We start from the raw sequence: 14090 nt of genomic DNA on the forward strand, positions 1-14090 counted from the left end.
CGTTCTGTTGGGTAGCTGTAGTTGGCGTTGCATTGCGCGATTTGGCACTCCGTCATCGTGGCTCGCGATGAAGCTAATTCGATTTCTGCTGCGCAGCTCTCGAATGGATCTTCATGGTGTCGACATCAGTAACCGACCGAAGAACGGTCGCTAACTGATGTCGACACCATGACTCCGTGCCAAATCGCTCCATTCCACTAACAGGGTGCTAACTTCAAACTATTCGTTAAGTATCACAATTGAGTTAAAACTAGTTTGAAGATTATCCGCCCTCGACTGCTTACCAGTTTTGGACAGCGAACCTTTGACTAGTACGTTTATCCGGTTTATTTGGTTGAACAGAAAGTTTCATCATTATGGTACCACGTACAGCAAGTATCAGCGCAGTGGAGCCGGTCGGCATTGCCAGTTGTAGTGTCGGCATGAGTTGGTGACCGTTCTTTGGTCACTTACTCATGCGGGAGTGATGGAGATCCACTTTCGCTTGCGAAAGTTAGCTTCATCGCGACCCCACTACTACTGGCAGGGCCGACCGGCGGAACGGAGCGGAATCCCGACACAATATAGATACCAACTTTGTGAATTCAGCGACTCGTGTCAGTAAATAAATACTTGTGAAAAAGTATCGTGAACCGTTGTAAATAGTGAGATATTTTGTACACAAATTTACAAGAATATTGCTTGATAACGATAGTGAAAGTGATTACACTTCTGGTGAAACAATTAAATTACCCTAATGGAGGAATAATTATGACTACAGCATTTGCATCACCTTCTACGTATGTTCAAGGCAAAGGATTGTTGAAGACAGCTGCTCAGTACATTAAACCTTTTGGGAGTCATGGTATTTTGTTGACGGATGACATTGTTTGGGGATTGGTTGGCGAGGATTTCTACGGGTATTTAACGGATACGGGGTTAACGATCGAGCGGGTGGCGTTCAATGGCGAAAGCTCACCTGAAGAAATTGACCGGGTACAGGGTATCGGGGAATCAACCGGTGCCAAGTTTATCATTTCGCTGGGTGGTGGAAAGACGAATGATACCACCAAGGCAGTGGGCGACCGCTTGAAAATTCCGATCGTAATCGTGCCGACGCTAGCTTCGAATGACTCACCATGTACGCGGTTGAGTGTGATTTATTCCGAAACGGGCGAATTTTTGAAGTACATGTTTTATGACAAGAACCCGGATCTCGTTTTAGTGGATTCGGCGGTGATTGCGAACGCACCAGTGAAGTTCCTGATTGACGGGATGGCGGATGCGTTGTCAACGAATGTGGAGGCGCAAACCATTGCGCGGGCACGGACGACCACGTTGTTACCATTGGAAACGAAACAGACCGCTGCTGGTATTGCCCTGGCTGAGAAGTGTGAAGCGCTCCTCTTTGAGTTTGGTGACCAGGCCGTTGCGGCAGCCGGCAAGCACATGGTCACGCCAGCGGTTGACCAGATCGTTGAAGCCAACATTCTGTTAAGCGGGGTTGGCGCTGAAAGTTCTGGGTTAGCTGCTGCGCATAGTTTTCAGAATGGACTCACAGCCTTATCAGGAGACGTTCATAAGCTCTCACACCGCCAGAAAGTGGCTTACGGAACCTTGGTGAACCTCGTACTAGAAGGGGCTAGTGATGGCCGTTTGGAGAAGTATTTAGCGTTTGAATTAGCCCTTGGGTTACCGACGACTTTGGCAGATCTGCACCTTGAAGATGCGTCGGATGCTGATTTGATGAAGGTGGCAGAATTGACTGTTCAGGGTGGGGAAACCATTCATAACATGGGCTTTGACGTGACAGCTGATGACGTTTTTCAGGCGATTAAAGCGGTGGATCAGTTCTCAAAGCAGTTCCAAGGGATTGAGGAATAGAGAGTGGAAGAAAACGGGTTGAGGCCAGAGCGTAAGGGTAATTAGTGGGAAATCCCGGGCTTGGATTTGCCGCTAATTACCCTTACATGGCCAGTTTTCTGGAACCCGTTTCGGCACGGTTGCCTAGGAAAAACATTGGCTTAAAAAAGAACCCTAGTCAGCATGACCAGGGTTCTTTTTCGAGGCGCAAATTAGAATGTGACCGTGGCAGTTTCGCCATCGGCTGTAACTTCTGCGGTTGTGAATTCAAGTGCGTAGAAGCTATGATTGTCAGCCATCTTCTTGGCAAATGGATATTTGTCGTAGTAGACCGAGGTGATTTCGTCGGTCGCGTCAACCTTCTTGACGGTGACGTTCTTGGCACGGACAACGTCTTGGTTGCCTGCGGGAATGGTCGTAAAGGCGCCGGTTGAATGCGCTGTGATTTCTGCCGTCTTCGGGGAATCAGACACCGTTGAAAAGATAAGTTGGTGAGTATCCGGCATGTAGCTAAAAATGACGATTCGGACGTCAGGACTGGTTGCGTCTTCAGTCAGCGTTGCAACGGCAACCTGACCGCCTGCGGTTAAGATTCGGGTGAGTTCTGTTTTTTGCATCCATAATGGTTTCCTCCTTGGAAAGAGTAAGTACAGGTTATGGTATAGTCAATTTTTGGTGACAAGTCAAGGGGATGTGAGGTTTTTTGTAAGCGGTTTATTTATTTGAATTATAAAAAGGCTAGTCAGTAGATGATTAGCCTTTTATGGTGGTTCTTTGTTGGTAGTAATTGAGATCTGGTTAGGGATTTCTTGGCAACTGTGCCGAAACGAGTTTCGGAAGGCACGGGGCTAACGTGTAACGGACTCTGACCAAAAAGTCAGACCCGGACTTTTCGGCCAGAGTCCGTTACACACCGCCCCTAACCCACCTTCCTCCACTCTCTACCGATCTCCCGCCGTCATCTGCCCACTCTCAATAATCTTACTGTTCAGGAACCAGTGTCGGTGATAATCGCCTGATAGGGCGGTAAAGGGTACTGGTTGTTTGCCAGTGGCTGCCACCTTTTCAATCAGGAAATTCTTCATGATCCATGGGTCTTCGAGTGCTTGTTGATTCAAGTTCATGACGTGGTCGAACTTTGATGATGAGATGTTGAGGTCAGTGCAGACCTGTTCCTTTGTTAGACCAGAAAGGGCGAAGTTTTATGCTAATTCGTTTTGCGTTGCTTTGATTTGTGCTGGATTTAATGTCATTTTGTTGCCTTCTTTTCTAAAATTACTTAGTCGTCAAATGAAACCGTGTTGACCTTTTCGAGCAGTTGTTCCAAGGTCGTGCGTTCGTCATCTTTCAGCGTGCCGTCGACAAAGGCCTGCAGACGATCAAAGGCTGCATCGATCTTAACGACCATGGTTTCGCCTTCTTCTGTGAGGGATAACAATTTAGTTCGCTCGTTATCTTCTGGCACTTCCCGCGACAACAGATCTCGTTTCGCCAGCCCCTTGACCAGGTTAGTGACACTGGCTTCCTGACGATTCAAAAAATGTGCGACGTCACGTTGCTTGCACTGCGGATGCCGGGCAACGTATGAGATCACACGGCCCTGTTCGCTGTTGAGATTGAGCGCACGAAACTGCTTATTGATGTACGCAGTGTCGCGGCTGTTGATCTGGTGGATCAACGCAGCGGCTGAATGATTATCTTTGTCCATTTTATTGTCCTCCAAAGGTGATAAGAGGCAGTATAAGACAATTCACTTTTAATTGCAAGTGTTATGGACTGAAATATTGAATTTTACAAGTAAACCAACAACTGTTCAAAATAAACGGTCTTTTAACCCTAGCAACGCCTATAATGGAAGGTAGAAAATGTGGTGAGGGGACTTCACAATGGATATTGGTGTGACGGTGTTTTTGGGATTTTTGATTGGCTGTTTGATCATGACAATGGGTGGTGGCGGAGGCGGTTACTACCTGGGTGTGATGACGACGGTGCTGGGATTGAGCGCATCAGCGGCGGCATCGACATCGCTGGTAACGGCGCTGCCGCCGCTTTTGATGGGCGTCATTTCCTACTCACATGAAAAGGAGATCAACTATCGGGTGGGATTTCGGATGATGGCTTACGCGGCACCCTCAGTGATTATCGGGTCGATTGTTGCCCGGTTTATCGATGAAAAGGTGTATTCGATCATCGTTGGGCTTATTTTGGCGATGATCGGGGTGCAGTTTGTGCTGCGCGTCTTCAAAAAGAAGGGCAAACGGCCAAACGACCATGGCGCTGTCTTTAACAAGGTGGCGCCAGGGTTATTTGGCAGTTTAGGCGGTTTAATGTGCGGTATCGGCGGATTGAGCGGCGGTGCACCAGTGATGTCAGGGCTGCTTTTCATGGGTTTGGACTTCACTAACGCCGCCGCAACCTCGGCGTATACACTCACGGGAATCGTTGCTATGGGCATCGTGTGTCACATCAGTACCGGTAACGTTGTTTGGTCCGCCGGTATCGGACTGATGATCGGGTCGATCATTGGGGCGTTTGTCATGCCGATGATTTTGACGAAGTTGGATTCAAAGAAGTTAAATAAATACATGGTACCGATTTTAGGCGTGCTCCTCATTGTGATGGGAATTAAAAATATGATGATGGGGTGATGCCAACGCTTGCCCTGATTAGCGCAAACCTTTAAACAATCGTTACACGAACAACATGAGTTCTTTACAATGACGCCCTATACTGGCATCAAGGGTTAGGAAATGCGGTGATTGATGCACCGCGTGTATCGTTAACCCGCCACGAGTTTCTCTACTTATTTCTTTCCTAATAAAACCAGCGTTTCGATTGCCACAATCAATTGCGACATATCGGAACGCTGGTTTTTATTAATTGTTAGGCGTTGCTGGTCTGACCAGCAATGGCCCGCTTCATTTGTTTCGTGTAATCCGTTAATTTTTGTGGTGCTTGGTCACCATATTCAGCAACCAGGTTGACACAGGCACTCCCGACAATGGCACCATCGGCAATGGCAGTCATTTCAGCGGCTTGTTCCGGCGTGTGGATCCCAAACCCAATAGCGGTTGGGACGTCGGTCACAGCACGAATGCGAGTGACAAGGTCGTTGAGGTCATCAGCGAACTTAGTCCGTTCGCCAGTAACCCCAAGTGAGGAGACCACGTAGATAAAGCCGGTCGCCTTGGAGACGATCTTTTCGATTCGGCTGGCTGAGGTTGGCGTCACCAGTGGAATGATGTCGATGCCATGCTTAGCAGCAAATGGGTCGATCTCACCGCGTTCCTCAACGGGTAAGTCAGGGATGACAAGGCCGTTAACCCCGAGTGCTTCACAGCGGGCACAGAATTTTTCATAGCCGTACTGGAACGGAATGTTCAGGTATGTCAGAAAGACTAATGGCACCTGCGTTTCTTTCCGAATCGCTTCAACAATGTCAAAGAAGGTATCGGTGGCAATATCTGGATCTGCCTTCAGGGCACGAATGTCTGCCGCCTGAATGACTGGCCCGTCAGCAACGGGGTCTGAAAAGGGCAGGCCTAATTCAACGATGTCGGCGCCGCCCTTTGCGAGTGCGACAACGTTATTGACCGTACTTTGAAAGTCAGGGTCGTTTGTGACAACGAATGAAATGAAAGCTTTGTTGTTGTTAAAAAGTGGTTTTAATTTACTAGTCATCGATATTGACTCCTTTGTACTTGGCAATTGAAGCAACGTCCTTGTCACCGCGGCTGATAGGGTGCAGACAATGATTTGGTCTTTCCGCATCTTTGGGGCGATCTTTTGGACGTATGCTACGGCATGGCAGCTTTCGATTGCGGCAACGATCCCCTCTGTTTTCGCAATGTATTCGAAAGCAGCGACGGCTTCATCGTCGGTAATGCCACGTATTGTGCTCGGCCTGATGCGGCTAAGGCAGCGTGTTCTGGGCCAACGCAGGGTAGTCCAATCCAGCTGAAATGGAGTAAACGGGATTGATCTGGCCCGTTTCGTTTTGCAGGAACATGGATTTCATACCATGGAAGATCCCATCGGAACCCCGTTCAACGGTGGCGGCGGTCAAGTTCGTATCAACGCCTTTACCAGCGGCTTCGGCGCCAACGAGTTGCACGCTTGGCTCGTCAATGTAGTTGGCGAAGCTGCCGATGGCGTTGCTGCCGCCGCCGACACAGGCAACGACCATGTCTGGTAATTTGCCAGTCTGGTCTTTTAATTGAGACTTTGATTCTTGACTGATAATACTTTGAAAATCCCGAACCATCAGTGGGTATGGGTGAGGACCAGTTGCGGAGCCCATGACGTAGAACGTGTCATCGACCCGGGTAGCCCACTCTTGTAACGCCGCGTTGATGGCATCTTTGAGGACCATTGACCCACTGGTAACGGGGTGCACTTTAGCACCGAGTAATTCCATCCGGTAAACGTTCAATTTTTGGCGGTCAGTGTCTTCTTTGCCCATGAACACTTCACATTCCATCCCAAACAGGGCAGCAATCGTTGCGGTGGCAACACCGTGTTGGCCAGCACCAGTTTCGGCAATCAACCGCGTTTTGCCCATGTGCTTCGCAAGTAAGGCTTGGCCGATCACGTTGTTGATCTTGTGGGCCCCGGTATGGTTGAGGTCTTCACGCTTCAGGTAGATCTGAGCACCACCGAGGTCTTCCGTCATGCGCTTCGCATAGTAGAGTAATGAAGGCCGGTTGGCGTAATCGACGAGCAGGTCGTGCAATTCTGTTTTAAATTCTGGGTCGTTCTTGTAATGCTCGTAGGCTTGGGTCATCAGATCGAGCTGGTTCATTAAGGTTTCGGGAATATATTGGCCACCATATTCGCCGTAACGGCCAGTGGTGTTTTTGTTCAATTCAAGATTTAATTCGGTCATTGGAAAGGTCCTCTCAGTTGTTTAGTTTAGTTATTGTGAGCAGTGGTCACGATTGCTCGAATCTTTGCTGGATCCTTTTGTTTGTCAGTTTCAACACCGCTGGAAACATCAACGACGTCCGGGTGAACGGTGTTGATGGCCTCGGTGACGTTTTCCGGGGTCAAGCCACCAGCCAGAATGAAGGGGTGGCTGGCTTGCGGTACGCGCTTCCAGTCAAGTGGGATACCTGAACCGGCCCCGCTATCTAGCATGGTGTAATCGGCGGCAGTCGGGGTGATCGGTTCGTCTGGTTTGTAGACTTGGAACACCTTGGCGCCCGCATCCTTTAATGCTTGAACGGTTGCTTCAGACTCGTTGCCGTGAAGCTGCACGACTTGAATCGCACCGGAACGAAAGGCGGTCAGCATCTCGTCGAGGGACGCGTTGACGAACACCCCCACGGTAGGAATCGAGTCGTCGATGATCTGTCGGAATCGTAATGCGGTTTCCAGACTGATCTGACGGCGACTTGGGGCAAAAACGAAGCCCGCAAAATCTGGTTTTACTTAATTAATAACGTCAGCGTCCTGGTCACGCATCAGCCGCAGATCTTAATTTGCGTCATTGACGGTCACTCCTAATAACTCGTTGATCTTAGCTACCTTGTCATCGGCGCGCATGAGCGTTTCGCCCACGAGCACACCATTGACATTTGCTGCCTCTAACGTTGCGATGTTATCGCGGTCATGAATGCCGCTTTCGGCAATGAAGGCGATGTTGTTTGGGACGAGCTTGCGCAGGTTCAAACTGTTGTTCAGGGAAACGGTGAAGGTCTTCAAGTCCCGATTGTTAACGCCGATCATTTTGGCGCCTAAATCGAGGGCTTGCTGCACTTCGGTTTCATCATGAGCTTCAACCAGAACGGCCAAGCCTAAGTCAGTTGCTACTTTAAAATAGTCGTGTAGTTGCTGCGGGGTCAGGATGGCGACGATGAGGAGGACGATGCTGGCACCGGCAGCCTTGGCCTGGTACAGCATGTAGTCGTCAACAACGAAGTCCTTCCGCAGTACGGGTACGGTGACTTCATTGGTGATCTCATCAAGGTAGCGGATGTCCCCTTTGAAATAGTCGGGTTCGGTCAGAACGGAAATTGCGGTCACCCCGTTTTGGTCGTAGTCCTTGGCAATGTCGAGATAGGGAAAGTCAGTGGCAATTTGACCCTTTGACGGGGAGGCTTGTTTGACTTCGCCAATCAGGTGCATGCCGGGTTCTAGGAAGCGGTCGTAGATTGTTGCGGATCCTTGGTAGGGACTGTTGCAGCGCGGGCTTTGACCTGTTCAAGTGATTCAGTTTGCTTTTCTTTGGTTAAGCGGCGCTTGGTCGCTGCCACGAGATCGTCTAAAATCATGCGACTTGGGCTCCCTTCGTTAAGGTGATCAATTCTTCGAGCTTTGCTTGGGCTTTGCCAGTGTCGATCATTTCAGCGGCAAGTTTAATGCCATCTTCAATGGTCATGTCTGGGTGAGCGGTGTAAAGGGCTAAGCCGGCGTTCATTAAAACGATATCGCGCTTAGGCCCCTTCTTGCCGGCGAGGATGTCGCGGGTGATCTGAGCGTTATCTTCAGGGGTACCGCCGACGATGTCAGCCTTGGTGGCCCGAGTCAACCCAAATTGTTCGGGGGTGATGGTGTAGGACTTGAAGTCGTCGCCACGCACCTCAACGATGTTGGTTGGGGCTGAGATGGAAACTTCATCCAAGCCGTCAGTACCGTGAACGACTAAGGCGTTTTTAACGCCTAATTGGTTGAGTACGTGGGCCATTGGTTCAAGTAAGTTGTCATCGTAAACGCCTAAGAGTTGCATGCCGGCGTGGGCTGGGTTAGCCAGTGGGCCAAGGATGTTGAACAACGTCCGGATACCTAATGTCTTACGAACCGGCGCCACAAAGCGCATGGCTTGGTGATATTCTTGGGCAAATAAGAAGCAAATGCCGATCTTATTTAAGATCTCTTCGCTGGTCTCTGGGGTGACGTTGATGTTGACGCCTAAGGCTTCGAGGACATCGGCGGCACCACTCTTAGAAGAAGCGGCCCGGTTACCATGCTTAGCAACGGGCGTGCCGGCTGCGGCCACGACCAACGATGACGTGGTTGAAATGTTGAATGAGTTGGCGTGGTCACCACCAGTACCAACGATTTCAAGGACCGGTTCGCCGGCCTTGAAGGTTAAGGCGTGGTATCTCATGGAATCAGCAGCGCCGGCAATTTCTTCAACGGTTTCGTGCTTCACTGTTAAGGCAGTCAGTAAGCTGGAAATTTGAATGTCGTTTGCTTTGCCGTCCATAATTTCGTTCATTACGTCGTTCATTTCATCAAAGGTTAAGTCTTCACGAGCTGCTACTTTAGTAATTGCATTTTCGATTGTCATTGTCATGGGTAATTCCTCCAGTGGATTGGGTTTGAGTGTCATGTGCGATATGAAGTGATGCGAACTGGAGTTGCCATCGTGTTTTGATTGTCATTTGTAAGATCTCCCTTGGAATAGAAAAATCCGCCCATAACATCAGCCCACACAACAAAGTGTGTACTGAGTTAAGGACGGATTTGAATTCCGCGGTGCCACCTTAATTTGATAGTATGAGACTACTCTCGATACCATCACCCTTAGCGATATGCATATTCACATCTCCGACAACTGACGCATGTCTGTGCGTTTCCCCGTACTTGATACTCTTTCGGGGGAACCCTCTGTGGTCCATTTAACTACCTGCGTTTGGTCGCACTCTCAGCAACGGCGGCTCTCTTTACATGCACGGTAATCTTGATCTCCACATCATAGGTTTGTATGGACGAATTATTTGATTGGCATAAGATTAAAACTTTCTAAGATAGATGTCGACAAGTTTGTTGAAACTATTTTTTACGCAAGGCCGCGAAGCGCTGTTGCGATAGGAATTTGCGCTAAATAATTTTTTATGATCTGTTGACCAACTGAATGTTCCGTCATGATCGATTCGGGGTGGAACTGAACACCATAGACTTGATTGACGTCATCGGCAACGGCTTGAATCGTGCCATCCTCAGCAGTGGCCGTGACGTTCAGGTTGTCTGGCAAGGTAGCTGGGTCGATCACTAGTGAGTGGTACCGGGCGCATTCGAACTGTGCCGGGCAGCCAGCAAACATGCTGTCGTTGCCCTGCTGTGTCATCAGAGATGGCTTGCCATGCATGAGTTTTGGCGCGTGGATCACTTGGGCACCGTAGACTTCACCAATCGCTTGATGCCCCCAGGCAAACGCCTAAAATGGGCACTTTGCCGATGAAGGCTTCCAGAATACTGTTCATGTTGCCGGCATCCTCAGGGCGGCCAGGACCGGGAGAAAGGATAATGCCGCTTGGTTGTTTTGCGGCGAGTTCGTCAGCTGTGATCTGGTCGTTTTTCACAACGGTGATGGGTTCCTCGGTGAGTGTGCCAATGAGTTGATACAAGTTATACGTGAAACTGTCGTAATTATCGATTAGATAAAGCATGTGCGATTCCTCCCTTGTCGGCGGCGTTGATGGCGTTCACCACGGAACGGGCCTTGTTGTTAAATTCTTGATATTCATACTTGGCAACACTGTCGGCAACGATGCCGGCACCGGAGTGGACGACGATCTTGCTTCCTTTGCGGTAAGTTAGTCGAATGCCGATACAGAGATCTAGGTCACCACTGAAGTCGAGATAGCCAAGACAGCCGCCGTAAACGCCGCGTTTGCGATTCTCAAGGTTGCTGATAATCTGCATCGCAGAGATCTTCGGTGCACCAGATAACGTGCCGGCAGGTAACACAGCGTTGACGATATCGATGGCACTGGCATCCTTATTAGCGGTGCTTTCAACGGTTGATCCAAGGTGCATCACGTTTGAAAATTTCAGTAGGTTTCGTGTTTGGGTCACCTGAACGGAACCAAATTGGCTCACTTGGCCCAAATCATTGCGGCCAAGGTCGATCAGCATGTTGTGCTCTGATTTTTCCTTTTCACTGGTTTGCAATTCATGAGCAAACTTTTCGTCTTCCTCTGGGGTGTCACCACGGCGCCGGGTACCGGCCAACGGATAGGTGAACAGCGTATCATCGCGTTTGGTGATCAATGTTTCAGGCGACGCACCCAACGTTTCGAAGTCGCGGTGGTGAAAGTAGATTGGTAGGGTGAGGGACTGGTCTTAAACAGCGTTGGTGCAACGCCGAGGAGCGACCCACTCATTTCTGCCTGTTGCGGGTTAGATAAAATGAGTTGGAAAATATCACCATCCACGATGTGCTTTTCGGTATCAGCAACTTTCTCAGTGAATTCTTCGAGACTAAAGTGAAAGTGGAATGGTTTAGTTAACCGAAAATCAGGCAACTGTTTTGGTGTGCTAGCCAGTAACGTTTCTTTTAAGTCAGTTAACTGTGCCATGACAGCCTCGTATTCGTCGTCAAGCTTATCTGTGGCCACGATTTGACTCAGGGTGACGATCTTTTTTCGGTGGTTGAATGCAATCACCCGTTTGATGAGCAGTAAGTCAGCATCGTCCAACACCATTGGGTCAGCTACATCTTCACGCAATGCGGTGGTTGCATATTTCGCGTAGTCGTAACTGAAGTAGCCAACGAGGCCGCCGGTAAATGGCGGCATGTCGGGCAACTTTGGTGTTTTATTTTCGGCTAAGACAGTTTCGAGGATCGGTTTTAAATCTGTTTTGCTGATGAGGGTGTGCCCATCGGCTTCCTCCTCGGTCAAAATGTGATCCCGGTAGGTATAGGTGTGGGTCGGTCCCAGACCAATCAGCGTATACCCGTCTTCGGTTTCCTTTGGCTTCCCAGTAAGGAGAAAGCCAGGGTCGTTGGTGCCCTTCAACGCGTTAAAGATATCAACTGGGTTAAAGTCTGGCATGCTAAATTGCAGGGTTACGGGAACGGCTGGGTAGCCAACACTGCGTTCTTTTAGGTCATTTAATTTCATGATTTGTCACCTCATATAGTTTTGTTTGACATGTGTGGGTACTGGTGATTAGAACTGCCATCGTTTCATGCTGGTTACTCCTTTAGTCTGAGAGAATAAAAACACCCGTCCATATCCAAACGCATAGCTAGCGCTTAGATAAGGACGGGCGATTTATGCCGCGGTGCCACCTTACTTCAGTCAAAGAGTTTCCCCCTTGACCACCCTTAGCGAGGTGCGTATTCACACCTCCGACAACTGACGTATGCCTGAACGTTCCCGGGTAATCAATACATGCTGTATCTTTCGCCGGAACCTCTGTGGTCCATTTAACTACTTGCGTTCGGCCGTACTCTCAGCGACGACGACTCTCTTTACGTGCACAATAATCTTGATCTCCACATCATTGGTTTTTATGGACGGTATTTGATTGGTGATAAGACTACTCACGCGGGATAGGTTTGTCAACGGAAAGTTATTCGAAGGACCGGCAAAATTAATCGCCTTATTAGAAGGTTTTCGAGCAAAAATAATTTTTCCCAAGGCATATATTATTTTGGAATAAGCGTTTTATTTTCCCAACAATATGGTACACTACTGGTGGAATGTCATATTGGAAATTATCACGGGATTAGGTAACTGGGGGAACTAAACATGAAAAATAAACAACTAGATGGGGTAAAGTCTGGCTGGACCAAGACTTTACTAGTATCAACCGCAGTTTTAGGGAGCATGGTGCTGTTTACATTACCGCAACAAGCGCAAGCAGCTACTACGAGTGTTCAGTCAACGACTGTACAAGGCGGGGTAACCAGTGGTGCTGCGAAAACCAATGATATAAGTGAGGGAACTACTGGCGGTTCTCAGTCGGAAGGCACTGACGATACCAATGATGGTAGTGACGTCACTGAGACACCAGTTACATCAACGCCAGCAACAGAAGAAGAGACAGTAACGACGCCGTCTGAGACAGCGCCTGTTAGTGCATCTACGACAAATACTGATAGTTTAAAGACCAGCTCGTCTGATCTGCAGAATGCTGTTGATACAGCTAAAGACACGGGTGTTGCTGTCACAGAAAATGATCCGAAAGTTGTGACGACAACACCAGATGATTTGGCTGAGACGGTTGCACAGGCTGAGACTGATAATGCGACAGCAATTTCGGATTTAAAAACAGCGACTGAGAATCAAGAACCAAATAACGCGGCATATGCAGCAGAAAAAGAAGTATACGATAACAACACAGTCGCAATCACGTCTAGTTCACCTGATAACTGGACGGATGAAGAGCTGATACAATTTCTAGGTGGTGGGGCTTCAGCCACTACGGAAACAGTACGTTGAATTCAGATAACCCAAGTGGTCAAGCCTGGGTTCTGCAAAAAGATGTCACTGAAACCGATTACACATTCTATGTTGGCCTAAACGCCAATGGGACGGTCAATAATACACAGCCAATTCAATACATTGGTGGCGCGGCCTTTTCAATTGTGATACCAACTGCACCAACTTTAAAGACTGAGACTGTGAGTTATCAGCCAACAATTATTCAAGTGACGACAGACTATACAGTCAACTATTCAGGTCCTGAGGATGAAACGCCAGCATCGAATACACAAACAGTTACTTGGACGGGTAATTATGACGCTGATTCAGGAAACTATGTTTGGACACCAGACGTCACGGATGCGACAGTCTATACACCACATATTGATGGGTATGCGGCAAGTAGTATAACTAGTTTTGGTGCTTTAACGGCCACGACTACTGATCCTCAAGATGAGACGGTCATTGTCAGCTATCAGAAAGTTGGTCTTTCAGAGAACATTGCTAAGCCCTTAACAGTTAACTTCATGGACGTGAATGGTGAACAGGTGAAATCTAGTGTGGTCTTAACTGGTGCTGTAGGAAATTCTTATAGCGTCACACAAGAAGCCGTTGATGGGTATCGTATCATTGGCGTGGCTTCTGGTTCAGCATCTTTGAATGGTGAACTAACTGATAAAGACCAAACGATTACACTGTTATATTCAGCAATTGGAACAGATACTACAGGTGTTCCAGCTGGTACATTAACAGTCAATTATCAGGACGTTAGCGGTAAATTGATTAAAACGTCGACACTAGATGGTACAGTTGGAAAGGGGTATGCAGTAACTCAAGCACCAATCGATGGTTATCAGACCATCGGTGTTGCGCCAGATTCGGCTTCACTAGACGGGACGTTAACAGAAACCCCACAAACGATTACTTTGTTATATTCAGCAATTGGCCAAGAGACTACAGGCGTTCCAGCTGGCACACTCACAGTCAATTACCAGGACGTTAGCGGCAAGTTAATTAAAACATCGACACTAGATGGTACAGTTGGAAAGGGGTATGCAGTAACTCAAGCACCAATCGATGGTTATCGAG

The 14090-nt window shown here is 48.5% G+C and carries 9 protein-coding genes and 5 pseudogenes; 4 read left to right on the forward strand and 10 right to left on the reverse strand.

The window, feature by feature from the left end; genetic code table 11:
• Positions 1 to 750: 750 nt before the first annotated feature.
• Positions 751 to 1863 (forward strand): glycerol dehydrogenase, encoded by a 1113-nt coding sequence (locus JCM11969_RS14015; protein WP_054712122.1) that lies wholly within the window; start codon positions 751 to 753, stop codon positions 1861 to 1863.
• Positions 1864 to 2054: 191 nt separating this feature from the next.
• Here the strand turns inward: JCM11969_RS14015 and JCM11969_RS14020 are convergent, their stop codons facing one another.
• From JCM11969_RS14020 to JCM11969_RS14030, 3 genes and pseudogenes are all read right to left on the reverse strand, one after another.
• A complete protein-coding gene (locus tag JCM11969_RS14020; RefSeq protein ID WP_054712124.1) occupies positions 2055 to 2459 on the reverse strand; it encodes a pyridoxamine 5'-phosphate oxidase family protein in 405 nt (134 codons plus the stop codon).
• Positions 2460 to 2783: 324 nt separating this feature from the next.
• Positions 2784 to 3032 (reverse strand): annotated as a pseudogene (locus JCM11969_RS14025) (DUF2316 family protein); the annotation flags it as partial.
• Positions 3033 to 3121: 89 nt separating this feature from the next.
• Positions 3122 to 3550 (reverse strand): MarR family winged helix-turn-helix transcriptional regulator, encoded by a 429-nt coding sequence (locus JCM11969_RS14030; RefSeq protein ID WP_054712125.1) that lies wholly within the window; start codon positions 3548 to 3550, stop codon positions 3122 to 3124.
• A gap of 178 nt (positions 3551 to 3728) precedes the next feature.
• On the opposite strand from JCM11969_RS14030, the gene JCM11969_RS14035 reads away from it, so the two are divergent.
• Positions 3729 to 4490 carry a sulfite exporter TauE/SafE family protein gene (locus JCM11969_RS14035; protein WP_054712127.1) on the forward strand — a complete coding sequence of 254 codons (762 nt, stop codon included), beginning with the start codon at positions 3729 to 3731 and terminating at the stop codon, positions 4488 to 4490.
• A 235-nt stretch (positions 4491 to 4725) separates the two neighbouring features.
• On the opposite strand, the gene trpA is transcribed toward JCM11969_RS14035, so the two are convergent.
• The 7 genes and pseudogenes from trpA to JCM11969_RS20840 all read right to left on the reverse strand — a co-directional run bounded on the left by trpA (position 4726) and on the right by JCM11969_RS20840 (position 11693).
• Positions 4726 to 5523 (reverse strand): tryptophan synthase subunit alpha, encoded by a 798-nt coding sequence (trpA, locus tag JCM11969_RS14040; protein WP_054712129.1) that lies wholly within the window; start codon positions 5521 to 5523, stop codon positions 4726 to 4728.
• Positions 5516 to 6727, reverse strand: a pseudogene (gene trpB, locus JCM11969_RS14045) (tryptophan synthase subunit beta). Before trpB ends, trpA begins: the two are co-directional and overlap by 8 nt.
• Before the next feature lie 26 nt (positions 6728 to 6753).
• Entirely contained in the window at positions 6754 to 7224 is a 471-nt protein-coding gene (locus JCM11969_RS14050) for a phosphoribosylanthranilate isomerase (RefSeq protein WP_369523241.1), read from the reverse strand.
• A gap of 93 nt (positions 7225 to 7317) precedes the next feature.
• A pseudogene (gene trpC, locus JCM11969_RS14055) lies at positions 7318 to 8114 on the reverse strand (indole-3-glycerol phosphate synthase TrpC).
• Positions 8111 to 9133 carry an anthranilate phosphoribosyltransferase gene (trpD, locus tag JCM11969_RS14060; protein ID WP_054712133.1) on the reverse strand — a complete coding sequence of 341 codons (1023 nt, stop codon included), beginning with the start codon at positions 9131 to 9133 and terminating at the stop codon, positions 8111 to 8113. Before trpD ends, trpC begins: the two are co-directional and overlap by 4 nt.
• Positions 9134 to 9625: 492 nt before the next feature.
• Positions 9626 to 10235 (reverse strand): annotated as a pseudogene (locus JCM11969_RS14065) (anthranilate synthase component II).
• Positions 10216 to 11693: pseudogene (locus JCM11969_RS20840) on the reverse strand (anthranilate synthase component I family protein). The pseudogenes JCM11969_RS14065 and JCM11969_RS20840 overlap by 20 nt, the downstream one beginning before the upstream one ends.
• A 633-nt stretch (positions 11694 to 12326) precedes the next feature.
• On the opposite strand from JCM11969_RS20840, the gene JCM11969_RS14075 reads away from it, so the two are divergent.
• Both JCM11969_RS14075 and JCM11969_RS14080 read left to right on the forward strand, forming a co-directional pair.
• Positions 12327 to 13019, forward strand: coding sequence for a hypothetical protein (locus tag JCM11969_RS14075; protein ID WP_054712131.1), 693 nt, complete (start codon positions 12327 to 12329; stop codon positions 13017 to 13019).
• Positions 13016 to 14090: MucBP domain-containing protein (locus JCM11969_RS14080; protein ID WP_162231483.1), on the forward strand; the 1075-nt coding region annotated here is incomplete at its 3' end. The genes JCM11969_RS14075 and JCM11969_RS14080, both read left to right, overlap by 4 nt.

It is taken from the genome of Secundilactobacillus paracollinoides DSM 15502 = JCM 11969 (genome assembly GCF_001311135.1).
Lineage (GTDB): Bacteria > Bacillota > Bacilli > Lactobacillales > Lactobacillaceae > Secundilactobacillus > Secundilactobacillus paracollinoides.